The organism is Gymnodinialimonas ceratoperidinii (genome assembly GCF_019297855.1).
GTDB lineage: Bacteria > Pseudomonadota > Alphaproteobacteria > Rhodobacterales > Rhodobacteraceae > Gymnodinialimonas > Gymnodinialimonas ceratoperidinii.
The window spans coordinates 107777-129607 of the sequence record NZ_CP079194.1 but is presented as its reverse complement, the minus strand read 5'-3'; the positions used below and the strand labels follow the sequence as shown (position 1 = coordinate 129607).

Sequence of the window (21831 nt, the reverse complement as noted above, 5' to 3'; positions counted from 1 at the left end):
TCACCACGAGGGCGCGCCCGCGATCAGCCGGGTCACAAGCTGGTCGGCCAAGGCCACCGCAAGGCGGTCTTCCGCATCCCGTCTGGCCGATTCGGTAGCAACGGGCGAAGCGGTGGTCGCGTAGGCGGTAAATGTCGCGACCTCGCCCGTCTGAAGGCTGCGCCCGGTGGCCGCGTCGCGCAGGGTGAACGCCAAGGTGCCAACGAGGTTGATGCGGTTGATGACTTCGTCCGCGTCGATGGCGAGATCACGGCTCGACCGGGTGATCTCGTAATCCAGCAGGTAGCGCGAGCCGGTCCCGATCCGATCTTCCAGCCGTGCGACCAGTTCGAATTCCAGACGTGTGTCCGGCTCGGCCACCCTGATCTGGTTGCGAATAATCTCACCCGAGCCGCCGGGCCCGTAGACCGGCTGGAAATTGCACGCCGCCAAGGGCAGCGTGGCAAGGGTGAGCATCAGGCTTCGGCGATCAAACAACGACATTCACGATCCGTCCGGGGACAACGATCAGCTTTTTCGGCGCGGCCCCATCCAGCGCCCTGACCACAGCGTCGTCTGCGAGCGCGATCTTTTCAACCTCTTCCTTGCTGGCATCCTTGGCGACCGTGATCTCGGACTTGCGCTTGCCGTTGATCTGGATCGGCAGAGTGATCGAGGATTCCACCAGCATCGCCTCGTCCGCTTCGGGCCAGGCAGCATCGGCGATCAGGCCTTCGCCCCCTTGGTGTGCCCAGATATCTTCGGCCAGATGCGGGGTCATCGGCGCCATGAGTTGCGCCAGAACCATCACCGCCTCGCGCTGTGCCTTATGGCTCGCCTTGGATTTGGAAAGTGTGTTCGTGAAGGCATAGAGCTTCGCGATTGCCGCGTTGAAGCCGAAGCTTTCAACCCCGTTGGAGACGTCGCGAATGGTCTTGTGCATCTCGCGGAGGAGGTCGTCATCCCCCTCACCACCAGCGCGGTCCATCTCGGCAATGCGATCGCAGAGCGACCAGACGCGGCCCAGGTGCTTGTAGGCAGCCTCGGCGCCCGAGGCCGTCCATTCCACGTCGCGCTCGGGGGGCGAATCGGAGAGCACGAACCAGCGCGCAGTATCGGCGCCGTATTGCTTGATGATCTCCACCGGGTCGACGACGTTGTTCTTCGACTTCGACATCTTGGCGGACGGGATGACGTCGACCTGCGTGCCATCCTCGAGAAAGGCCCCGCCGTCGCGCAGCTCCACCGTTTCCGGATAGTGATAGACGGGGCGGCCTTCGGGACTGGTCGTCTTGTAGATCGCATGGGTCACCATGCCCTGAGTGAACAAGGCATTGAACGGCTCGATCGCCTTGCGCGGCAGGTGGCCGGTGATGTGCATCGCGCGGGCGAAGAAACGGGAATAGAGCAGGTGCAGGATCGCATGCTCGATGCCGCCGATATATTGGTCGACGTTCATCCAGTATTCCGCCTCGGCCTTCGAGGTCGGCGTTTCCGCGCGCGGGGCGGTGAAGCGGGCGAAATACCACGATGAATCGACGAAGGTATCCATCGTGTCGGTTTCACGCTTGGCGGGCTTGCCGCAGGCGGGGCAGGGCGTGTCGCGCCAGGTGGGGTGGCGGTCCAGCGGGTTGCCCGGCACGTCGAAGGAGACGTCGTAGGGCAATTCGACCGGCAGGTTCTCTTTCTTCTCGGGTACCACGCCACAGGCGTCGCAGTGAACCACAGGGATCGGGCAGCCCCAGTAGCGCTGCCGTGACAGGCCCCAATCCCGCAGGCGGAACTTGGTGACGCCTTGGCCCACGGCCTTGTCCTCGCAGAAGGCGATGGCGGCATCGATGGCCTCGTTGCCGGTTTGCACTTCCTCGCCGGCGAAGCCCGCGATGTAGCGCACCGGGTCAGTCTTGGGCGGCACGTAGGCCGCGCCGCCGTCCTCGGGGCGGGTGTGACCCTCGTCATCGACGGGCACGAAGGTGGAGACGACCGGCAGCTCGTACTTGCGGGCGAACTCGAGGTCGCGCTCATCATGGGCGGGGCAGCCAAAGATCGCGCCGGTGCCGTAGTCCATAAGGATGAAGTTGGCGATATAGACGGGCAGCTCGGCCGCCGTGTCGAAGGGATGACGCACCTTCAGGCCGGTGTCGAAGCCGCGCTTCTCGGCGGTCTCGACCTCGGCGGCGGTGGTGCCGCCCTTGCGGCATTCCTCGTTGAAAGCGCGGACCTCGGCGTTATCCGCCTCCAGCTGCTTGGCGATCGGGTGATCGGGCGAGATGCCGACGAAGCTCGCCCCCAGAAGCGTGTCGGGGCGCGTCGTGTAGACCTCCACCCGGTCGTGGCCGCCAACCGGCTCCACCAACCCGAAGGCAAACTGCAGGCCGCGCGACTTGCCGATCCAGTTGGCCTGCATCAGCTTCACCTTGGCTGGCCAGTCGTCCAGCCCGTCCAGCGCGCTCAGCAGCTCGTCGGAATAATCAGAGATCTTGAAGAACCACTGGGTGAGCTCCTTGCGCTCCACCTCGGCGCCCGAGCGCCAGCCCTTGCCGTCCTCCACCTGCTCGTTGGCGAGCACGGTCATGTCGACCGGGTCCCAGTTCACCACGGCGTTCTTGCGCTCGATCAGCCCGGCGTCGAGAAAGTCGAGGAACAGCGCCTGCTGCTGGCCATAATATTCCGGGTCGCAGGTGGCGAACATCCGGGTCCAGTCGATCCCGAAGCCAAGCGGCTTCATCTGTTCGACCATCGTGTCGATGTTCTCGTAGGTCCAGTCCGAGGGGTGGCCGCCGTTGGCCATGGCGGCGTTCTCGGCGGGCATGCCGAAGGCGTCGAAGCCCATCGGATGCAGCACGTTGTGGCCCGTCGCTTTCTTGTAGCGCGCGATCACGTCGCCCATCGTGTAGTTGCGCACGTGGCCGATGTGGATGCGCCCCGAGGGATAGGGGAACATCTCGAGCACGTAATACTTCGGGCGATCCCTCTCCATCGTCGCGAGGAAGGTCCCGGCGTCATTCCAGGCCTTCTGCCACTTCGGCTCGATCTTGGAGGGGTCGTAACGGGACATCTTGGTATTCCTTGCGGGTCTTTTGACATGAAAACGCCGGGCCTCCCGGTTGGAGGAGCCCGGCGTGTTGTTAAGCCGACGCTTGCGTCCCGTCTAGAGATTGCCGTCGGCAACCCGAAGTTGACGCGCGCGGGTGAGAATCGCGTCTTCCACCTGTCGCGCGGTCTCGCGGCTGACGGCGCTGCCGCCGCGACCTTGGAGGGCGACACGCAGGGAACGCGCCTCCAGCGCTGGATCGCTGACGTAGACGGTGGCGCGGTAGGCCTGACGGCCGCCGGGCGGGGTGGCGTAATCGAAAACGAGGATACCGGTGAAAGGATCGGCAGCTTCCAGCGGCATGAAGTCGAGGATCTCCAGCGAGGCACGCCAGAGATAGCGGTTCACTTCCACGGTAACGGAAGGATCATCGCTGTTGCCGAAGAGATCCCAGATCGTCTCGCGGTCCGAATCCACCAGCAGGCCCTCCTGCCGGAGCTGCGCATCCGCCACCTCTCGGTTGTTGCCCAAGCCGTTACAAGCCGTGAGCGCCCCGATGATCAAGGCTGTGCCCAGATAGTTTGCAAGTCGTTTCAACATCTTCACTGGTCCCGCCCTATTACAGGGGCAACTTTTATAGAAGCGCACCTCACGCGGCAAGGGGGCGCCTCGGATCGGCGGGGACTTCAATGGCTCGTTTCGACGGTGGAAAGGGACACTACTATATACACCAAGAAAATCCACCGAATTTCGCGAGTCGAATTTCGGCCCGCGCGAATCGAAGGAGATACGCTTGGCTGGCGCGGCTTCCGTGCGCCACAAGCACGGCCGCGATAAGGGCAACATTGCCCCGGATCACCCACTTAACCCCTGTTACCCTTTGATTTAATAGGCTTCAGGTGGTTTTGCCGCCATAAGGGACTGTGACATGTCTGCACCACGCTGTCTCGAACCTGCCGGACGCCCCTGAGCCGTTATTGCAATCAAAGGGGTGAAAGGCGAAACACCATGCATACTCAATTCGGGCGTTCCGCTTTGGGGTTAAGTTTTTCAAGTGAACACAAGGGAAAAACCATGAAAAAGGTTCTCTTCGCATCCACGGCGCTTGTTGCGACCGCTGGTGTTGCCGCAGCAGACGTTGCTCTGTCCGGCTCCGCAGAAATGGGCGTCTTCGGCGGCGACATGTACAACACCACCACAGACATGTTCGAAAGCATGGAAACTCAGTTCCACACCGACATCGACGTGACCTTCACGCTTTCCGGTGAATCCGACGGCGGCATCACCTTCGGTGCAGCAGTTGACCTCGACGAAAACGCTGCTTTCACGCCCGAAAATAACGGTGGCATCGCCATCTTTATTTCCGGTGACTTCGGCACCCTGACCATGGGCGACACGGACGGTGCACTGGACTGGGCACTGACTGAAGCCGCAGTTGGCAATGCCGGCTCCATCCAGGACAACGAAACCGGCCACGTCGGCTACGTTGGTTCCTACCTCGACGGTGCCTATGACGGCCAGATCCTGCGCTACGACTATTCCTTCGGCGACTTCGCATTCGCAGCGTCCGTTGAGATGGATGACGACGGCGACCGTGACAACGGTTACGCAATCGGCGCCATGTACAACGGCTCCTTCGCTGGCGGTTCCTACGGCGTTGGTATCGGCTATCAGGTCGCGACTCCGCGTGACGATTGGATGCTCGGCAACATCAACGGCACGATGTTCTCTGACCTCACCGGTGGTGCTGCGGACGGCTTCGGTGACGCAATCGATGACGTAACTGCTCTGGGCGTCAGCGCAAACGTCGCACTGGACTCTGGTTTCTCCTTCGGCGTCACCTACACCCAGTACGAAGCTGAAGGCGACAGCGCTCCTCTTGGCGTTGTTGGCACCAGCTTTGACACCACCCACGTCGGTGTTGGCGCAGGCTACACCTTTGATGCGATCACGGTTTCTGCCAACTACGGCATGATCGAAATCGACAACCTGGGTGAGTTCACCGGCTACGGTGTGGCAGCAGCCTACGACCTCGGTGGCGGTCTCTCCGCTCACCTCGGCTACGGCTCCTCCGACTACGACTACGACGGTGTCGCCGGTTCGGCCGATGCCACGGTCAACACCTGGTCCTTCGGCCTGGCAATGTCCTTCTAATCCAACCGGATTAGTTTGATTTGGGAAGAGCGGGCCTTGTGCCCGCTCTTTTCTTTTGGTGGTACTGCATCATGGCTTTGTCAGAGATCACCACCCGCCTCACCGCCGCCGCGCAGGCCCATGGCCGCGATGCGAGCGGCATCACCTTGATCGCCGTCTCCAAGGTTCAGCCCGCTGAGCGGGTCGAGGCGGTTTTGACCGAAGGTCACCGCGTCTTTGGGGAGAACCGGGTGCAGGAGGCGCAGGGCAGGTGGCCCGCGTTTCAAGAGCAATTCGGCGGGATCGACCTGCATCTGATCGGGCCGCTGCAAAGCAACAAGGTGCGGCAGGCGGTGGAGATGTTCAGCGCCATTCACACCGTGGACCGCCCCAAGCTGGCAAAGAAGCTCGCCGATCTGGCGCAGGAACGCGGCACATGTCCGGACTTGTTCATTCAGGTGAACACCGGGGAAGAACCTCAGAAGGCCGGCTGCCTCCCGTCCGAGGCGGACGGCTTCATCTCCGACGCGCTGGCGATGGACCTTCCGATAAAGGGCCTGATGTGCATTCCGCCGATTGAAGAAGAACCCACGTTGCATTTCGCTTTGCTGGCCAAGATCGCCAGGCGGAACGGGCTCGAAGGGCTGTCGATGGGCATGTCATCGGATTTCGAGAAAGCGATCGCCCAGGGGGCGACGCATATCCGCGTGGGCTCCGCCATCTTCGGAGAGCGTGTGCCGGGCTAAAGGCGACGCTTCTGCGTCACGCGGCAAGCCCGTCGGGGACGATGAGCCGAGTTCCGAGGCTGATCCGAGGCAGCATCCACCGTAGATGTTCGCGGCTGACCGCAACGCAGCCCTCGGTCGTCCGCCCCGGCCCGCGCCATTGATGCATGAAAATGGCCGAGCCCTTGCCCGCCTGTGCATCCGGCCAGTTCCAATCCGTGACGAGCACGATGTCATACAGGCTGTCGCCCCGCGCCAGACGCTCGGCGGAGCCGTCAAACGGCCGGCGGGTCTGAAGATTGTAGCCCGGACGGGTGTCGTCATCGGACCAGAGATCGTTGGGGCCAATCGGCTCCGCCCACTCGCAGGGTCTTGGCCCCCGGTCGGCCCGGTAGAGGCAGCCGACGATGCGGTGCGTGCCCACGGGGGTGCCGCCGTCGCCTTCGCGCTTGTCGCGGACGACGCCGCCGCGCCCTACGCTATAAGGAATACGCGCGCCCCAGAAGCGGAGCCCGGAGGGGGTGAGAACGATATCTTCGGGCGTCATCAAGTGGTCAGGTTCCCTCGGCGATTCGCAGATCGGTTTCGGCGGCCGCCTCGCGGATCAGGCGCGCGTCTGTATAGCCTTGCGATTCGTAGAACCGCCGCGCGGTATCGAGATCGTCGAATTCCACCACGATGGCGATCCCCTGAAGGTCGCCCTCGCGCAGCTCGGGCTTCGGGTCGCGCACCAGAACGCGCCCGCCGTACTCGGCAATTACCTTCGATGAAGCTTCGGAAAATCGTTTCATTCCCTCCATGTCATGGGCGCGGATGTTGGCGATAATGTAACCCTTGGGCATCGGATATCCTCCAAGTTCTGGAAACGGTTCGGATGAGGCTACAGACTATAGCATATGTCCCGATTTCTCGCGCTTCACGTCCAGATAGGCGGCGTTGTGGAGGTTCGGATCGATGATCAGCGGCACACGCTCGGTCACTGCAATGCCCTCGGCATCCATCATCTCGACCTTGCGGGGGTTGTTCGTCATGAGCCGGACCGACGCGAACCCCATGCGGCGCAGAAGGTCGGCGCCGATGCGGAAATCGCGCTCGTCATCCTCGAACCCGAGACGGTGGTTGGCCTCGACCGTGTCGAAGCCCTGATCCTGCAGCGCATAGGCGCGCATCTTGTTGGCAAGACCGATGCCGCGACCCTCCTGGTTCAGATACAGCAGAACGCCTTCACCGGCGGCGCCCATCTCGGACAGCGCGCCGTGAAGCTGCGGGCCGCAATCGCATTTCAACGAGCCCAGTACGTCGCCGGTGAAACAGGCCGAGTGGAGCCGCGCGAGGACAGGCTTGGATCGGTCCGGACGGCCAACCTCGATCGCATAATGCTCGATCTCGGCATTATTGGGCCGGAAGATGTGCAACCGCCCCGCCCCGGCAAGCGCCATGGGCAGACGCGCGGCGGCAACGGGTGCAAGTGGCGTTGCGCTGGCGAGGTCATCCAGCGTCGCGGCCATGGGAAGGACGGTCAGCCCGTCGGGCCATTGCGTGACCTGAACGCCGACAACAGCGGGTAAAAGCTGCGCCGATTTCGCCAGCATAAGCGCGGCGCGGTGGAACGCGGCGGTGCCTTCTCGTTCTTCCCTGAATGGCCCTCGCAACGGCGCATTGAGGTCGCAGGCAGGATCCGCCAATTCTTTAAGCCAGAGCGCCCCGGCATCTGACGGCATCACGATCCGCGCGATATCGCCGTCGTAGACACGCACCTTCAGCGTCTCGGCGCGCCAGCCGGTAATCGCGGCAACCGCAGGCCCGAGCGCTCGCATCGCCGTCAGCCGCGCGTCACTGGCGGTTTCGCAGGCCATCACAATCAGCGCGGCGTTTCCCTCCTGCAGCACCACGGGCAAACCGACGCGCAAATCGCTGCGGGCGCGGGCGACGAGATCAGAGGTGGAGGGCAAGAGGCTCATGGCAAACACATAGCCCGTCGCGGCGGGGAAATGAAACTATGTCGGGTCTGAAACATTTCCTCACAGGGGCACACACGCACGTGAGGCATGGTTACACCCGTAGACAAAAGCCCCTGTCGGGCGCCATGTCGGAGCAACGAAACAAGACGGCGGGAGGCCGGACAATGGCAAACCTGAAGAAAATTCTACTGGTCGACGATGAAGATGACCTGCGCGAGGCGCTGTCTGAACAGCTTGTCATGACCGAAGATTTCGATGTCTTCGAGGCTGCGAATGGCGCTCAGGCGATGGAGCGGGCGAAGGAGGGGATCTACGACCTCGTGATCCTTGACGTGGGCCTGCCGGATACCGACGGACGCGAGCTGTGCCGGCTCATGCGCAAACAGGGCGTCAAATGCCCGGTGCTGATGCTGACGGGGCATGACAGTGACGCGGATACGATCCTTGGCCTCGATGCGGGCGCCAATGATTACGTCACCAAGCCGTTCCGCTTCCCGGTTCTCCTCGCACGCATCCGCGCACAACTGCGTCAGCATGAGCAGAGCGAGGACGCCGTTTTCCAACTGGGGCCGTATACGTTCAAGCCGGCGATGAAGATGCTGATCACTGAGGACGAGCGGAAGATCCGGCTGACCGAGAAAGAGACCAACATCCTCAAGTTCCTCTACCGCTCGCAGGACGGCGTCGTTGCCCGCGACGTGTTGCTTCACGAGGTCTGGGGCTACAACGCGGGTGTCACCACCCACACGCTGGAGACGCATATCTACCGCTTGCGGCAGAAAATCGAGCCTGACCCCTCGAACGCGCGTCTTCTGGTCACGGAGTCCGGCGGATATCGGCTGGTGGCGTGACGCTCGGGAACCTTCAGCTGATCTGTTGCGTTCCCAAAGTGCCATGCCCCGGTACCGGGCAGTCCCATTTACGGGAACGGTACCAAGCCTCCCTGTTGACTGGCCCGGACCTCGTGTCCGGGCTTTTTTCTTGCCCGTTTGGCTAGGTGTCGATGTCACTCCTGCGCCGCGGGCGGCAGGCGCAGTCGCAGCGCACCGTAGAGAAACAGGGCCCCGAACATCGCGGCGCCCACGAGGAACACGAGCCGAAGCGCCTCTTCCCGCCCGATGGCGGGCTCGGCCAGCGCCATGATCCAGCCTCCTGCCAGCGCCCCGAGGGGCATCATTCCCCACCCGAAGAAACGGTAGATCGCGTTGACCCGCCCGAGAAGCTCATCAGGGATCATGCGTTGCCGGTAAGAGACGGTCACCACGTTCCACAGGACGGCCACCAGCGTCTCCACGAACAGGAGGAGGCCCGCGAACCAGACGTTCGATGTGAAATAGAGGCCGAGGAAGGGTAGCGGCATCAGCGCGAGCGCCACCCAAAGGCTGCGGGCCGAGCCGAGGTATTTGGCGATGCGGGGGCAGAGGAGCCCGCCAAGGACACCGCCCGCCGCCCCGGCTGTCAGCAACAACCCGTAGCCGAAGGCGCCAAGTCCAAGGATTTCCTGGCTGTAGAGCACGAGGACCGTGAACCCCGCCATATGAGCTGCATTGAGCCCGCCGAGGATGATCGCGAGTTGCAGGATCACCCGGTGCTGCCTGATCCATGTCCAGCCCGCGTGCATCTCCTTCCAGAAACCTGTCCGAGCCGAGGGCGCGCCGCGAGCGGGAAAGCCGATTTTCCAGACGGCCCAAGCCGCGACCGCAAAGATGGCGGCATCGAACAGGAAAGGGGCAGGAACCGCGAGGGCGATGAGCAAGCCTGCAAGGGGCGGGCCGACGAATTGCCCCATGATCTGCTCGGCGGACCATATCTGGCCATTGGCCTCCTCCAACCGGTCCTTGTGAACGAGGCTCGGCAGTGCTGTCTGGGCGGCGTTGTCTCGGAAGACCTCGGCGGTTCCCATGAGAAAGGCCAGCGCGGCGAGGGTTGCGATCATCCAGACAGCCGTAGGGCCACTCGGCGCGCTCGGCCCCGCAAGAATGAGGGCCACAACCGCCAGGGCCAGCAGCATCCGGGCGATATCGGCCCGGACCATCATCTGCTGGCGGTCGGCGCGGTCCGTCCAGACACCGACGGGCAACGACCAGAGAAACCACGGCAACCGCGTCGCGAACGCAACCACGGCGAGGGCCCGCGGGTCCGTAGTGATCAGTGTGGCCAACCACGGAAACGCAAGCGCCCCGATGCCATCCGACAGGTTGGAAAAGCCCGCGCCGGTCATCAACAGCCGGAAATTGCGGTTCTCGCGGATCAGGGCAGGCATGTAGGTCTCCTTCCCTCCCACCTTGCGCCCTGACTTGCGGCATACGCAATGCGAGCCATGCAGGTTATTTCGCGACTGCCGGTGGGGTGATTGGGGTGGTGGTTCGGCGAGGGAGATGGCTTTCCGCAAAAACAAAGCAACTGCTGACCGCATCGCCCCAACTTTCGTGAGTTGAACTAACTGGATGCAGCCTTTGGACTGCAATGTTACAGTTCTGTGACACAGCCCGGATGGTCCCTCATATCATGATAACTCTTGACGACACCCAACTGCTCGGCCGCAATCAGACCCGGGACGTCTTTCAACATCCCGATTACCCGGACCGTGTTCTGAAGATTGAAAAGCGCGCTCTCCCAGGACGTCTGCGCTGGTATGAGAGACCGCCGACGATCGAGCCGTCGTTGACGAGAGAGTTCAAGGGCTATGCCGACATGATGATACGTCTCGGTCGTCACGAGCCCTTCGTGGCGCGCATCCTTGGGTTGGAGAACACCTCTTTGGGCACCGCCATCATGGCGGAACATGCGTCCTACGGTGCCAGCCGCGCGGAAGTCCTCGGCGATGCGATCAAGAAGCGAGAAACATCGGTGTTCACGCGCGACGAGCTCGCGACGGCGAGAATGCACTACGTAAATCTCACTGACATGCTATGCGACCACCGAATTTTCACGCATGGGTTACGCAAAGAGAACCTGATGCTCGTTGAAAAAGACGGCGAATTGCAGCTTCGCATGTTCGATTTCAAGACAATCGTGTACCGACAGTTGATCTCGCCCCATTACGTACCGGGGGCCCGTCTGTACGAACAGCGCCGGAAGATTGCAGAAGTCTTGGCCTCCTTCGACAGCGTCTTGAACCAGTCCTGAAACTCGCACCTAACGCCGGAAACTAACATGCCCTTCACCCTCGCCACCTGGAACATCAACTCGGTCCGTCTGCGTCAGACCCTTGTCTCGCAGCTGATGACGGAGGAAGCGCCCGATGTTCTATGCCTGCAGGAGTGCAAGAGCCCGGTCGACAAGATGCCCTCGGACGTATTCGCGGCGCTTGGCTATACACATGTCGTTGCGCGCGGGCAGAAGGGCTACAACGGCGTGGCGATCTATTCGAAGATCCCGATGACGGAGGTCGGTTCCCATGAATTCGCCGGCCTCGACCACGCCCGTCACGTCGCTGGCCAATTGGAGAACGGCGTGACGATCCACAATTTCTACGTGCCCGCCGGGGGCGATGAGCCGAACCGGGAGAAGAATATCAAGTTCGGGCAGAAGCTGGATTACCTCACCGACATGCGAGATTGGGCGCACGCGGACAATCCGCAGAAGTCCATTCTTGTAGGAGATCTCAATATCGCCCCGCGTGAGGACGACGTCTGGGATCACAAGAAACTTCTGAAGGTTGTCTCCCACACGCCGATCGAGGTCGAACACATGGCGGAAGCGCAGGATGCGGGAAAATGGGTGGATGTCACCCGCGCCGACATCCCCGATGGCAAGCTCTACAGCTGGTGGTCCTACCGCTCTCCCGATTGGGACAATGCCGACAAGGGGCGCAGGCTCGACCACATCTGGGCGACGCCCGATATCTCCAACGCCGCCCACTCCTCCCGCATCGCGCGCCACGCGCGTGGGTGGGAAAAACCCTCGGACCACGCACCGGTTTTTGCGACATTCGACCTGTGACCCTTGGCGTGCCGCGTCCGACACCGCATATAGGGCCCAACACTAGTTAATTATGGAGCCCCCAGATGCTCGAATTCGGCACTACACCGGACGCCACTCCTTCCGATCTGATCAAGGACGTCACCGACGCAACCTTCATGGCTGACGTGGTCGAGGCCAGTCAGGCGACGCCCGTGATCGTCGACTTCTGGGCGCCATGGTGCGGGCCCTGCAAGACCCTTGGACCACAGCTGGAGGCCGCCGTTCTTGCCGCCAAGGGCAAGGTCCGCATGGTGAAGGTCAACGTGGACGAGAACCAGCAGATCGCCGCGCAGCTTCGGGTGCAGTCGATCCCGACCGTCTATGCGTTCCACGAGGGCCAGCCCGTCGACGGTTTTCAGGGTGCAGTGCCGGAAAGCCAGATCAAGGAGTTCGTCAACAAGCTTGCTGCCATGTCGAACGAGGATGGCGGTCTGGGCGAGGCTCTGGAAGCAGCGGAAGAGATGCTGGCCGCCGGAGACCATGACGACGCGGCGCAGACATTCGCGGCGATCCTGGGGGAAGAGGCCGAGAATGCCGCCGCCATGGGTGGCCTCGCGCGTGCGCATCTTGCGATGGGGCAGACCGACGAGGCCGAGCAATTGCTCTCGACCGCGCCCGATGCGATTTTCAACGCCCCTGAGCTCGAGGCCGTTCGCGCCCAGATCGAACTGGCACGGCAGGCCGAGAAGGCGGGTCCTTTGGCCGAGTTGCAGGCCGCCGTGGAGGCAAACCCCGACGATCATGCCGCCCGGTTCGAATTGGCCCAAGCGCTTCATGCCCATGGTGAGGTCGAGCAGGCGGTCGACCATCTTCTCGACCTGTTCCGCCGTGACCGCAATTGGAACGACGAGGCCGCGAAGACGCAACTTTTCACCATCTTCGACGCGCTGCCGCCGCAGGATCCCATCGCACTCAACGGACGTCGCAGACTCTCGTCAATGATATTTGCCTGAGGGGAGGATCAGCCTAGTTCCATGCGTATGATGACACACGCAGATCTACCGGGCACGATCCCGATTTTCCCCCTACCGGGCGCCTTGCTGCTTCCACGCTCGCGTCTGCCGCTGCATATATTCGAGCCTCGCTATCTGCAGATGATCGAGGACACGATGAAGACGCCGCATCGTCTGATCGGCATGGTACAACCCTTCGAAGCGCCGGGCTCTGGCGAGGAGAAGTTGCACCATATCGGGTGCGCCGGGCGGATGACGCAATTCTCGGAGACCGAGGATGGGCGCTACATGATCACCTTGGGTGGCGTGTCGCGGTTCCGCGTCAGCCAGGAGGTCACAGGCTTCGCCCCCTACCGGCGGTGCGACGTCTCCTGGGGCGGGTTCGAGGCGGACCTGGGCGCATCGGAAGTGGACAAGGAATTCGACCGAGACCCGTTTCTTGCCCTTCTCAACCGCTATTTCGAGGCGCAGGACCTGTCGACCGATTGGGACAGCCTGAAGGAGGCGGATGACGAGTTGCTGATCAACTCGCTCTCCATGCTGTGCCCGTTCGATCCCGAGGAAAAGCAGGCGCTGTTGGAAGCACCCTCGCTTGCCACGCGGCGCGAGACGCTTGTGACCTTGCTGGAGTTCTCGCTCGCGTCGGGGCTGGATGAGGAGCGGATGCAATGAGTGATAATCCCAAGCCCCGCGCCCCGATCGACCGCCGGATGCTGGAGGCGCTGGTCTGCCCGATGACACAGGCGCCGTTGAGCTATGACGCGGAACGGCAGGAGCTGGTCTCAAAGGCCGCGCATCTGGCCTATCCGATCCGGGGCGGCATCCCGATCATGTTGGAAGAAGAAGCCCGCAAGCTCGACTGATCTACGCGGCAACGCTACTCGGTGACGCTGTTGGGCGTCGCAGTCGTGTTGCGGTGCATCAGCCCGCCGATCAGGATCAGGATCAACCCGACGACCAATCCGAAAACCAGCCCTGCCGAGGCGAAGACCGAGGAAAGAACCAATGCGCTGGTCTCTTCCTCGGTCATGCTCGTGCCGGATTGCAGCGAGGCCATGGCACCGTTGCTGATCTGCTCGCCAAAGCCCGCCAGCGCCGCGACCGGGACGATGATGAACACCGCGCCGAGGCCAAGGAACCCGCGCGCGAAGGCGTGGCGCGCGGAGCGGGCAAACCAGATGAACGCGCAGGTCAGTGCCGCGCCGATGGTGGCGGTCGCCAGCGATCCGAAGGCGTTGTTCAATCCGATGGAGAAGAGGAAGGCGAAGAAAAAAGCCAATGTGCCAAAGATGATCATGGAAAAGAGTTTTGGTCCGGTCATGGGGCGGCTCCCTGAAAATGTTTGTCTCAGGATACCGTCCTCGTCATGATTTCCAAGAGCCGGGCAATCTGGAGCCTGCTAGAGCGGCCGACCTTTCATCAAACGCGGCAGGTCGCCGGTCAGGCCAGCCGCCTCGCGGATGAACTTGCGGCGTAGGTCAGGCACCGCGCCGATCGCGCCCATGCCGATGTCGCGAAGGGCCCGCACCGCAGGATTGTCGTTCGAGAACAGCCGGTTGACCACATCCGTGGCGGCGGCAAGGCCGGCGGTGTCGAAGCGGCGCCACTGTTGGTAGCGGTCCAGAACGTCCCGACGGGCGAAGTCCTCGCCGCGTCTCTTGGCGTCTGCGAGCGTCTCGGCCAACGCGCTCACGTCCCGTAGGCCAATGTTCAATCCCTGTCCGGCAATCGGGTGAACACCGTGGGCCGCATCGCCCACGAGTGCGAGCCGTTCATCCACAAAGGATTGCGCGAGTGACAACGACAGGCGGTAGCTGAAGCGTTTGCCGGTCAGGGAGATGTCGCCAAGGAAGTCTCCGAACGCGGGCCTGAGCGCCTCCAGAAAGGCCGCGTCGTCCGCTTCGGCCAGCGTCGTGGCGCGCGGCTCGGTCTCGGACCAGACGATGGATGAGCGGTTGCCGGGAAGCGGAAGGATCGCAAGCGGGCCGCCGGGCATGAAGAATTGATGGGCAATGCCGTTGTGGGGCAGGGTGTGGTCTACCGCGCAAACCAGCGCGGTCTGGTCATAATCCCACCCGGTGCGCTTGATCCCCGCCCGGCGCGCGACGCCGGAACTCTTGCCATCGGCGCCGACAAGGACGCGACCCCGCAAGGTCTCGCCACCCTCCAGGGTGACACGTGCGTCCAAGGTGGTTTCCTGCGCGATCACCCGCGCTCCGGCGCGGTGGGTGATCAGCGGTTCTGCCTCCATCGCGTCCAGCAAGGCCCGCCGCAGGTAGCGGTCTTCCAACATGTGGCCCATCGGACCTTCTTCGATCTCGGCGTGGTCGAAATGCAGGAAAAACGGTGCGGCCCCTTCGCCTGCGCGACCGTCCGAGGCCTTGATCTCCAACATCGGCTGCGCGTGGTTTTCAACGGTCTCCCAGATCTTGAGCGCGTCCAGCATCCGTACGGAGGCCAGCGCCAAGGCATAGGCGCGTCCGTCAAAGCCGTCATCTTGCCGCGCGGGGAGAGGCAGGGCGTCCAGAACAAGGCTCGAGATACCCGCCTGCGCGAGGGCAAGGGCAAGGCAGGGGCCGTTTAACCCCCCGCCGACAATGAGAATATCTGCGTCCGGCTTTTCCATACCCGGAAGTATGGCGCGCGTTGGGGGATTGTCCATGGGACGCGGCGTCGTTAGCGTCCGCGGGCGATCAAAAGGACGGCAAAAAGGGGCGCGGTAATGGATTGGCAGACAAAGAGTGCAAGCGACATCGGACGCGGTATCGGGGCAGGCGATGTTGACCCGGTCGCCCTGACCGAAGCCTATCTGGAAGCCGCCGAGACCAGCCCCTACGGCAACCGCATCTACGCCCGCATGACCCGTGACCGCGCCATGGCCGAGGCGATCGCTGCCCATGACCGCGCCAAGCAGGGCATCCGCCGGGGGCTGCTGGACGGTGTGCCGATCAGCTGGAAGGACCTTTTCGATACGGCGGGCGTCGCGACCGAGGCGGGCTCGCTTCTGTTGGAGGGCCGGGTGCCGGAGCGCGATGCCGTGGTGCTGCAGAACGCCACCCGTGCGGGCCTCGTCTGCCTTGGCAAGACCCATATGACGGAGCTCGCCTTCTCGGGCCTCGGGGTGAACCCGAACACGGCGACGCCACCCAACGCCCACGACCCCGAGCTTGCGCCCGGCGGCTCCTCCTCCGGGGCGGCCACCTCGGTCACTTACGGCATGGCCGCCGCGGGCATCGGCTCGGACACGGGCGGATCGATCCGCTTACCGGCGGCGTGGAACGATCTGGTGGGGTTCAAGCCGACCCATAATGCCCTGTCGCTGGAAGGCGTGGTGCCCCTGGCCGAGAGTTTCGACACCGCGGGCCCGCTTTGCCGCACCGTGGAAGACTGCGCCGAGCTTTTTGCCGTGATGGGCCATACCCACGCGCCCGACCTTGCCGAGGCGTCGCTGAAAGGGACGCGCTTCGCCATCCTCAACCCCTATTCCCACGACGTCCGCGACGCCCCCGGCGCGGCGTTCCAGTCTGCGGTGGAGCGGCTCAACAACGCCGGCGCCCTGATCGAAACCATCGAGGTGCCCGAGGTTGTCGAGGCGATGGAGACCACGCTCTCGCTCTATACTGCCGAGGCTTACGGCACATGGGGCAAGGTGATCGAGGCCAATCCCGACCGCATGTTCCACCGCATTCGCGACCGTTTCCGTCAGGGCAAGGACGTGCTCGCCCCCGATTTCGTGGCGCTCTGGCAGCGGTTGCGCGTGCTCCGGAAGGCCTATTACGCCGCGACGTCCGGCTATGACGCCGTGCTGATCCCCACGGCGGCCAACATGCCGCCCAACGTGGCCAAGCTGGACAGCGACGACGATTATTTCGTGACCGAGAACCTTTTGACCCTGCGCAACACGCGCGTCGGCAATCTCATGGGCGTTTGCGCCGTCACCCTGCCCACCGGCATCCCGAGCACCGGTGTGACGCTGATGTGCCCGCGGGGCGACGATGCCCGCGTGCTGCGCCTTGCCGCGGCGGCGGAAGAGGCATTGTCCTAACCGCCACACCCCTCTGGAAACACGGCTGTTTTTCTGGACCAGCGCCGCCCCGTTCGCTATCATCATGGCTAACGGGGCGGTAATGACTCCGATAAACGAGGCAGTAATGGTGTTTCCTGAGCGGTTTTCGAACCTCCCAGAGTATGCGTTTCCGCGTCTGCGGACGTTGTTGGACGGCGTGGAGCCGGGCGGCGACCCTATTCTCATGACCATCGGCGAGCCGCGTCATGCGTTTCCGGAATGGATCGCGGATATTCTGAACGCCAACCTTCAGAGCTTTGCCAAATATCCCGAGAATGACGGCACCCTTGCGCTGCGCCGGGCGCAGGCCGATTGGCTCGGCCAGCGCTACGGTGTCGATGTCGACCCCGCGACCGAGGTTCAGGCGCTGAACGGCACGCGCGAGGGGCTCTACAACGCCTGCATGGCGCTCTGCCCCGAACGGAAGAACGGCCAGCAGCCGGTGGTGTTGACGCCAAACCCCTTCTATCAGGTCTACGCGGTCGCTGCCCTCTCGGTCGGCGCCGAGCCGATCTACCTTCCCGCCACTGCCGAGACCGGGGATCTGCCCGATTTCCACGCGGTCGATCCCGAAATTCTCGACCGGACTGCGATTGCCTACATTTGCTCGCCCGCCAACCCGCAGGGTGCGGTGGCCTCGGCGGATTATTGGAAGGCTCTCATCACGCTCGCCGAAACCCATGACTTCAAGATACTCGCGGATGAATGCTATTCCGAGATTTACCGTGACACGCCGCCTACGGGCGCGCTCGAAGTGGCGCAGCGCATGGGCGCGGACCCTGAGCGGGTGGTGATCTTTCATTCGCTCTCCAAGCGCTCCAACCTGCCCGGCCTGCGCTCGGGCTTTTGTGCCGGCGGTCCGCAGAATATCGCGCGGCTCAAGCAGCTTCGCGCCTATGCGGGCGCGCCTCTGCCGATGCCGCTGCAGGCGGTGGCCGAAGCCGTTTGGCGCGACGAGGAACACGTGGCGCACAACCGCGCGCTCTATCAGGAGAAATACGCCATTGCCGACGAGATCTTCGGGGATGTGCAGGGCTACGCAGGGCCGGAAGCCGGATTTTTTCTGTGGTTGCCGGTGCAGGATGCGGAACAGGCCACGGTGAAGCTGTGGCAAGAGACGGGTGTCAAGGTACTGCCCGGTTCCTACCTCGCGCGCGACGTGGACGGTGTGACGCCGGGCCACGACAAGATACGCGTCGCGATGGTTGCTGAAAAAGAAGAAATGCGCCGCGGACTGATGCTGATCCGCGAGACGCTGTATGATTGAGGAGGCACGATAATGGCCTATCAGACCCGCCAGCGAGAGCCGCTTTTGGACGGACACATGCAGGAAGTCCTCGCCCGCCGGAGCCGAGAGATGTGTGGCATGGCGCTTGTGGGGGTCGGCGTCGCCTTGGCCGCCCTTCTGGGGAGTTACGTGCCGGAAGACCCCAACTGGATGGCCGCCACCGACGCCGCGCCCGAGAACCTTCTGGGGCGGGCAGGGGCCTCGGTTGCGGCGGTTCTGATGATGATCATGGGCTTTGCGGCTTGGGTATTGCCCGCGGCTGCCTTTGCATGGGGCGTGCGGTTCATTCTGCATCGCGGGCAGGAGCGCGCCTTGGGGCGCATCCTGTTCCTCCCCATCGCAATTGCCTTGGCGGCGATCTATGCCGCCAGTCATGTGCCGCCCACGGGTTGGACCCATTCCTTCGGCGCGGGCGGGCTTTTCGGCGATACGATCCTCGGCGCGGTGCTCAGCGCTCTGCCCATGGCGCCACAGGTAGGCATCAAGATTGCGGCGCTGCTGGCGTTCGTTCTGACGGCGGGCATGTTGCTTTACGTGTTCGGCGTGACACAGCGCGAGCTTGGGCTGACGTTGCGGTTCCTTCTGGTCGGCATGATCGCCACCGGCGGCGCCGTCATGAGAACGATGCGCGGCGTCGGACGTAGTGTCGGCCGCGGCGCGGGCGCGACTGCCGTCGCCCTGCACGACCGTCGCGTGGCCTGGCGCGAAGCGCAGGCCGAACAGACTGCGCCGCTGGCGATTGATCCGGCGTTCTCCACCAGCGGTCAGCCTCGCGTACAACGGGCCGACCTTTCGGAAGATCCGGCGCAATTCGCGACCGATCCGGCCTATGCGCAGGCCGAAGAGGCCCCTGCGCAACAGGGGTTGTTCTCTCGCATGCCCGGCCTGCGCCGGGATCCCGAACCCTCGCTGCATGGGCCTCTGCCTGATGCAGACCCGATGCTGATCGAAGACCTCGAGGATGCGCCTGTCAGCCATGACCGTGTGCGGTCGCGGATTTCGGACGCCATCCGGGCACGACGCAGCCCCCCGGAGGAGCCGACGCAGACCGGCAACCGGATCGCGGATATCGCCGCGCGCGCCCGCGTCACGCCCGGTACGCCCTCGCGCGTCCCCGGGTTGAACCGGATCGAGCCGCCCCTGACAGCCAGCCCCGCCCCGGAGCCCGCGCCCGAGGCACCGATGGCGGAAGCCGAACCCGTCGAGCTGAACCGGCCCGAGCCGCAGCCCGCACCCGCACCGGTCGCCGCACCGCAAGTCCAGCCCGGCATTCAACGCCGCGTGATCCCCGAGGCCGCGGCCGAGCGCAAGGTCGTGCAACAGCCCACCCGCAAGGCCCCCGCGCAATCGCGTCAGGCGCAGGCGGACAGCCAGCCTTCGCTGCCGCTTTCCGAGCCGGAGCCCTACGAGTTCCCGCCCCTGACCCTGCTGACGAACCCGACGACGATCGAGCGCCACCACCTCTCCGACGAGGCGCTGGAGGCCAACGCCCGGATGCTGGAGAACGTGCTCGACGATTACGGCGTGAAGGGTGAGATCACCAGCGTGCGCCCCGGCCCCGTGGTCACCATGTACGAACTGGAGCCCGCGCCGGGCCTCAAGGCCAGCCGCGTGATCGGCCTTGCCGACGATATCGCCCGGTCGATGTCGGCCCTTTCGGCGCGTGTCTCCACCGTGCCTGGCCGCACCGTGATCGGCATCGAACTGCCGAACCAGAACCGCGAGATGGTGGTCCTGCGCGAGATGCTGAGCCACCGCGATTTCGGCGACGGCTCCCACAAGCTGCCGCTGGCGCTCGGCAAGGACATCGGCGGCGAGCCGGTGATCGCCAACCTCGCCAAGATGCCTCACCTGCTGATCGCGGGTACGACCGGCTCGGGTAAATCCGTGGCCATCAACACCATGATCCTCTCGCTTCTCTACAAGCTGAAGCCGGAAGATTGCCGGATGATCATGATCGACCCGAAGATGCTGGAACTTAGCGTCTATGACGGCATTCCGCACCTGCTCAGCCCCGTTGTGACGGACCCGAAGAAGGCCGTTGTGGCCCTAAAGTGGACCGTCGGCGAGATGGAAGAGCGCTACCGCAAGATGTCCAAGATGGGCGTGCGCAACATCGACGGCTACAACTCCCGCGTGAAGGACGCTCTCGACAAGGGCGAGATGTTCTCGCGTACCTTCCAGACCGGCTTCGATGACGAGACCGGCGATCCGGTCTTCGAGACCGAGGAATACATGCCCGAGAAGATGCCCTACATCGTGGTCGTCGTCGACGAGATGGCCGACCTGATGATGGTCGCGGGCAAGGAGATCGAGGCCTGCATCCAGCGCCTCGCGCAGATGGCGCGGGCCTCCGGCATCCACCTGATCATGGCGACGCAGCGCCCCTCGGTCGACGTCATCACCGGCACGATCAAGGCCAACTTCCCGACGCGGATTTCCTTCCACGTCACCTCCAAGGTCGACAGCCGCACGATCCTGGGCGAGATGGGCGCCGAGCAGCTTCTCGGCATGGGCGACATGCTCTACATGGCGGGCGGTGCGAAGATCACCCGCGTCCACGGGCCGTTCTGTTCCGACGAGGAGGTCGAGGAGATCGTCCGCCACCTCAAGAGCTTCGGGCCGCCGGACTATGCCTCCTCGGTGCTGGACGGACCGGACGACGACAAGGAAAGCGACATCGACGCGGTGCTCGGCCTCTCGACCGGCGGAAACACCGGCGGCGAGGATGCGCTCTACGATCAGGCCGTGGCCATCGTGGTGAAGGATCGCAAGTGTTCGACCTCCTACATCCAGCGGAAATTGGGCATCGGCTACAACAAGGCCGCGCGTCTGGTGGAGCAGATGGAGGAGAACAGCCTCGTGTCCTCCGCCAACCACGTGGGCAAGCGAGAGATCCTCGTGCCGGAGCAGGACTAGCGCCTGCGCTGCCTGACTTGGGCCGGCAATAGCGAAACGGATGCGCCATGGTTATCGGCGTATCCTACGCGGCAAAGCTGTTCTCGCGCGGGATTGATATCGAGTGATGGAACGCGGTTATCGCATAGCGCGTTACCCATACCTATATTCAGGGCAAGCCACTCGAATCGGAGCCTTATTCCATGTCCATGACTCGCCGTACCCTTCTGGGGGCCACCGCCGCGTTCACGCTTGCCGGCACAACCGCCGCTTTCGCCAACGCCATCCCGCTCGCCGATCTCTCCGCCTATCTCAACGCGATGCAGACCGCGCAGAGCCCGTTCACGCAGATCAATTCCGACGGATCCGTTTCAACCGGAACCGTCTACATCCACCGCCCCGGCCGGGTGCGTTTCGACTATGACGGAGACGATCTCCTCGTCATGGCCGGCGGGAGCCAGGTCGCAATTTTCGACGGTCGCGCGTCGGGCGGGCCCGAGCAATACCCTCTGGCCGAGACGCCCTTGCGCATCATCCTGCAACGCAACGTGAACCTCGGCCGCTCCGGCATGGTCAGCGAGCATTCCTTCGACGGCACCTCCACGCGCGTCGTGGCGCGCGATCCGGATCGACCGAACATCGGCTCGATCACGCTGGTGTTCACGCCGAACCCCATCGAGCTGCGTCAGTGGATCATTACCGATGAGGCAGGCGATCAGACCACGGTGGTGCTTGGCGCCCTGCAACAGGGCGCGAGCATCCCGGCACGCTACTTCTCCATCCCGCAGGAGATCAGCTCGCGTCGTGGCGGCTGATCGCAGATACGGT

Annotated in this window: 21 protein-coding genes; 12 read left to right on the top strand and 9 right to left on the bottom strand. The window is 63.5% G+C overall.

All coding sequences use genetic code 11. The annotated features are described in order from the left end of the window. The 3 genes from lptE to KYE46_RS00705 all read right to left on the bottom strand — a co-directional run bounded on the left by lptE (nt 1) and on the right by KYE46_RS00705 (nt 3613). Nucleotides 1–483 (bottom strand): LPS assembly lipoprotein LptE, encoded by a 483-nt coding sequence (gene lptE / locus KYE46_RS00715; protein WP_219002739.1) that lies wholly within the window; start codon nt 481–483, stop codon nt 1–3. Beyond that, nucleotides 470–3037 carry a leucine--tRNA ligase gene (gene leuS, locus KYE46_RS00710; protein ID WP_219002738.1) on the bottom strand — a complete coding sequence of 856 codons (2568 nt, stop codon included), beginning with the start codon at nt 3035–3037 and terminating at the stop codon, nt 470–472. The genes lptE and leuS overlap by 14 nt, the downstream gene beginning before the upstream one ends. A 93-nt stretch (nt 3038–3130) precedes the next feature. Next, nucleotides 3131–3613, bottom strand: a complete 483-nt coding sequence (locus tag KYE46_RS00705) for a DUF3576 domain-containing protein (RefSeq protein ID WP_219002737.1) — start codon at nt 3611–3613, stop codon at nt 3131–3133. 474 nt (nt 3614–4087) lie between these two features. Here KYE46_RS00705 and KYE46_RS00700 point away from each other — a divergent pair, with 474 nt between their 5' ends. Both KYE46_RS00700 and KYE46_RS00695 read left to right on the top strand, forming a co-directional pair. Next, the gene (locus KYE46_RS00700; protein ID WP_219002736.1) at nt 4088–5167 is read left to right on the top strand and encodes a porin; all 1080 of its coding nucleotides are present in this window, start codon (nt 4088–4090) and stop codon (nt 5165–5167) included. 71 nt (nt 5168–5238) lie between these two features. Further along, entirely contained in the window at nt 5239–5892 is a 654-nt protein-coding gene (locus tag KYE46_RS00695; RefSeq protein WP_219002735.1) for a YggS family pyridoxal phosphate-dependent enzyme, read from the top strand. A gap of 16 nt (nt 5893–5908) precedes the next feature. On the opposite strand, the gene KYE46_RS00690 is transcribed toward KYE46_RS00695, so the two are convergent. Genes KYE46_RS00690 through ribA form a run of 3 tightly spaced genes read right to left on the bottom strand, consistent with a single transcriptional unit; the run spans nt 5909 to nt 7832 of the window. Continuing rightward, the gene (locus KYE46_RS00690; protein WP_219002734.1) at nt 5909–6418 is read right to left on the bottom strand and encodes a L,D-transpeptidase family protein; all 510 of its coding nucleotides are present in this window, start codon (nt 6416–6418) and stop codon (nt 5909–5911) included. A gap of 7 nt (nt 6419–6425) precedes the next feature. Further along, nucleotides 6426–6713, bottom strand: a complete 288-nt coding sequence (locus KYE46_RS00685; protein WP_219002733.1) for a DUF1330 domain-containing protein — start codon at nt 6711–6713, stop codon at nt 6426–6428. A 45-nt stretch (nt 6714–6758) separates the two neighbouring features. Beyond that, on the bottom strand, nt 6759–7832 hold the full coding sequence (ribA, locus tag KYE46_RS00680; protein WP_219002732.1) for a GTP cyclohydrolase II: 1074 nt from the start codon (nt 7830–7832) through the stop codon (nt 6759–6761). Between the two features lie 164 nt (nt 7833–7996). Between ribA and KYE46_RS00675 the strand changes: the two genes are divergently transcribed. Next, nucleotides 7997–8683 carry a response regulator transcription factor gene (locus KYE46_RS00675; protein WP_219002731.1) on the top strand — a complete coding sequence of 229 codons (687 nt, stop codon included), beginning with the start codon at nt 7997–7999 and terminating at the stop codon, nt 8681–8683. A gap of 155 nt (nt 8684–8838) precedes the next feature. On the opposite strand, the gene KYE46_RS00670 is transcribed toward KYE46_RS00675, so the two are convergent. Then, nucleotides 8839–10095 carry an MFS transporter gene (locus KYE46_RS00670; protein ID WP_219002729.1) on the bottom strand — a complete coding sequence of 419 codons (1257 nt, stop codon included), beginning with the start codon at nt 10093–10095 and terminating at the stop codon, nt 8839–8841. 245 nt (nt 10096–10340) lie between these two features. Between KYE46_RS00670 and KYE46_RS00665 the strand changes: the two genes are divergently transcribed. The 5 genes from KYE46_RS00665 (at nt 10341) to KYE46_RS00645 (ending at nt 13614) form a co-directional block, all read left to right on the top strand. Beyond that, the gene (locus KYE46_RS00665; protein WP_219002727.1) at nt 10341–10961 is read left to right on the top strand and encodes a YrbL family protein; all 621 of its coding nucleotides are present in this window, start codon (nt 10341–10343) and stop codon (nt 10959–10961) included. A 27-nt stretch (nt 10962–10988) separates the two neighbouring features. Beyond that, a complete protein-coding gene (locus KYE46_RS00660) occupies nt 10989–11777 on the top strand; it encodes an exodeoxyribonuclease III (RefSeq protein WP_219002725.1) in 789 nt (262 codons plus the stop codon). Between the two features lie 65 nt (nt 11778–11842). After that, nucleotides 11843–12751, top strand: a complete 909-nt coding sequence (gene trxA / locus KYE46_RS00655; protein ID WP_219002723.1) for a thioredoxin — start codon at nt 11843–11845, stop codon at nt 12749–12751. A 27-nt stretch (nt 12752–12778) separates the two neighbouring features. Further along, nucleotides 12779–13423, top strand: a complete 645-nt coding sequence (locus KYE46_RS00650; protein WP_219004961.1) for an LON peptidase substrate-binding domain-containing protein — start codon at nt 12779–12781, stop codon at nt 13421–13423. Next, entirely contained in the window at nt 13420–13614 is a 195-nt protein-coding gene (locus KYE46_RS00645) for a Trm112 family protein (RefSeq protein WP_219002721.1), read from the top strand. The genes KYE46_RS00650 and KYE46_RS00645 overlap by 4 nt, the downstream gene beginning before the upstream one ends. A gap of 14 nt (nt 13615–13628) precedes the next feature. Here KYE46_RS00645 and KYE46_RS00640 read toward each other — a convergent pair whose 3' ends face one another. Both KYE46_RS00640 and KYE46_RS00635 read right to left on the bottom strand, forming a co-directional pair. Further along, complete coding sequence (locus KYE46_RS00640; RefSeq protein WP_219002718.1) at nt 13629–14072, bottom strand: hypothetical protein; 444 nt, start codon at nt 14070–14072, stop codon at nt 13629–13631. Nucleotides 14073–14150: 78 nt separating this feature from the next. Further along, a complete protein-coding gene (locus KYE46_RS00635; RefSeq protein WP_219002716.1) occupies nt 14151–15413 on the bottom strand; it encodes a UbiH/UbiF/VisC/COQ6 family ubiquinone biosynthesis hydroxylase in 1263 nt (420 codons plus the stop codon). A gap of 60 nt (nt 15414–15473) precedes the next feature. Between KYE46_RS00635 and KYE46_RS00630 the strand changes: the two genes are divergently transcribed. From KYE46_RS00630 to KYE46_RS00615, 4 genes are all read left to right on the top strand, one after another. Beyond that, nucleotides 15474–16796 (top strand): amidase, encoded by a 1323-nt coding sequence (locus KYE46_RS00630; RefSeq protein ID WP_219002715.1) that lies wholly within the window; start codon nt 15474–15476, stop codon nt 16794–16796. 106 nt (nt 16797–16902) lie between these two features. Continuing rightward, on the top strand, nt 16903–18084 hold the full coding sequence (locus KYE46_RS00625; protein WP_219002712.1) for an aminotransferase class I/II-fold pyridoxal phosphate-dependent enzyme: 1182 nt from the start codon (nt 16903–16905) through the stop codon (nt 18082–18084). 12 nt (nt 18085–18096) lie between these two features. Next, on the top strand, nt 18097–21024 hold the full coding sequence (locus tag KYE46_RS00620) for a DNA translocase FtsK (RefSeq protein WP_219002710.1): 2928 nt from the start codon (nt 18097–18099) through the stop codon (nt 21022–21024). A gap of 182 nt (nt 21025–21206) precedes the next feature. Further along, the gene (locus tag KYE46_RS00615; protein WP_219002708.1) at nt 21207–21818 is read left to right on the top strand and encodes a LolA family protein; all 612 of its coding nucleotides are present in this window, start codon (nt 21207–21209) and stop codon (nt 21816–21818) included. The last annotated feature ends 13 nt before the right edge of the window (nt 21819–21831 follow it).

Bases quoted from the DNA above. Each gene is read 5' to 3' on its own strand.
- KYE46_RS00640 (WP_219002718.1), bottom strand. From the start codon at position 14,072: ATGACCGGACCAAAACTCTTTTCCATGATCATCTTTGGCACATTGGCT.
- KYE46_RS00650 (WP_219004961.1), top strand. From the start codon at position 12,779: ATGATGACACACGCAGATCTACCGGGCACGATCCCGATTTTCCCCCTA.
- KYE46_RS00625 (WP_219002712.1), top strand. From the start codon at position 16,903: ATGGTGTTTCCTGAGCGGTTTTCGAACCTCCCAGAGTATGCGTTTCCG.
- KYE46_RS00675 (WP_219002731.1), top strand. From the start codon at position 7,997: ATGGCAAACCTGAAGAAAATTCTACTGGTCGACGATGAAGATGACCTG.
- KYE46_RS00615 (WP_219002708.1), top strand. From the start codon at position 21,207: ATGTCCATGACTCGCCGTACCCTTCTGGGGGCCACCGCCGCGTTCACG.
- leuS (WP_219002738.1), bottom strand. From the start codon at position 3,037: ATGTCCCGTTACGACCCCTCCAAGATCGAGCCGAAGTGGCAGAAGGCC.
- KYE46_RS00660 (WP_219002725.1), top strand. From the start codon at position 10,989: ATGCCCTTCACCCTCGCCACCTGGAACATCAACTCGGTCCGTCTGCGT.
- ribA (WP_219002732.1), bottom strand. From the start codon at position 7,832: ATGAGCCTCTTGCCCTCCACCTCTGATCTCGTCGCCCGCGCCCGCAGC.
- lptE (WP_219002739.1), bottom strand. From the start codon at position 483: ATGTCGTTGTTTGATCGCCGAAGCCTGATGCTCACCCTTGCCACGCTG.
- trxA (WP_219002723.1), top strand. From the start codon at position 11,843: ATGCTCGAATTCGGCACTACACCGGACGCCACTCCTTCCGATCTGATC.
- KYE46_RS00690 (WP_219002734.1), bottom strand. From the start codon at position 6,418: ATGACGCCCGAAGATATCGTTCTCACCCCCTCCGGGCTCCGCTTCTGG.
- KYE46_RS00635 (WP_219002716.1), bottom strand. From the start codon at position 15,413: ATGGACAATCCCCCAACGCGCGCCATACTTCCGGGTATGGAAAAGCCG.
- KYE46_RS00705 (WP_219002737.1), bottom strand. From the start codon at position 3,613: ATGTTGAAACGACTTGCAAACTATCTGGGCACAGCCTTGATCATCGGG.
- KYE46_RS00695 (WP_219002735.1), top strand. From the start codon at position 5,239: ATGGCTTTGTCAGAGATCACCACCCGCCTCACCGCCGCCGCGCAGGCC.
- KYE46_RS00700 (WP_219002736.1), top strand. From the start codon at position 4,088: ATGAAAAAGGTTCTCTTCGCATCCACGGCGCTTGTTGCGACCGCTGGT.
- KYE46_RS00665 (WP_219002727.1), top strand. From the start codon at position 10,341: ATGATAACTCTTGACGACACCCAACTGCTCGGCCGCAATCAGACCCGG.
- KYE46_RS00685 (WP_219002733.1), bottom strand. From the start codon at position 6,713: ATGCCCAAGGGTTACATTATCGCCAACATCCGCGCCCATGACATGGAG.
- KYE46_RS00670 (WP_219002729.1), bottom strand. From the start codon at position 10,095: ATGCCTGCCCTGATCCGCGAGAACCGCAATTTCCGGCTGTTGATGACC.
- KYE46_RS00645 (WP_219002721.1), top strand. From the start codon at position 13,420: ATGAGTGATAATCCCAAGCCCCGCGCCCCGATCGACCGCCGGATGCTG.
- KYE46_RS00620 (WP_219002710.1), top strand. From the start codon at position 18,097: ATGGCCTATCAGACCCGCCAGCGAGAGCCGCTTTTGGACGGACACATG.
- KYE46_RS00630 (WP_219002715.1), top strand. From the start codon at position 15,474: ATGGATTGGCAGACAAAGAGTGCAAGCGACATCGGACGCGGTATCGGG.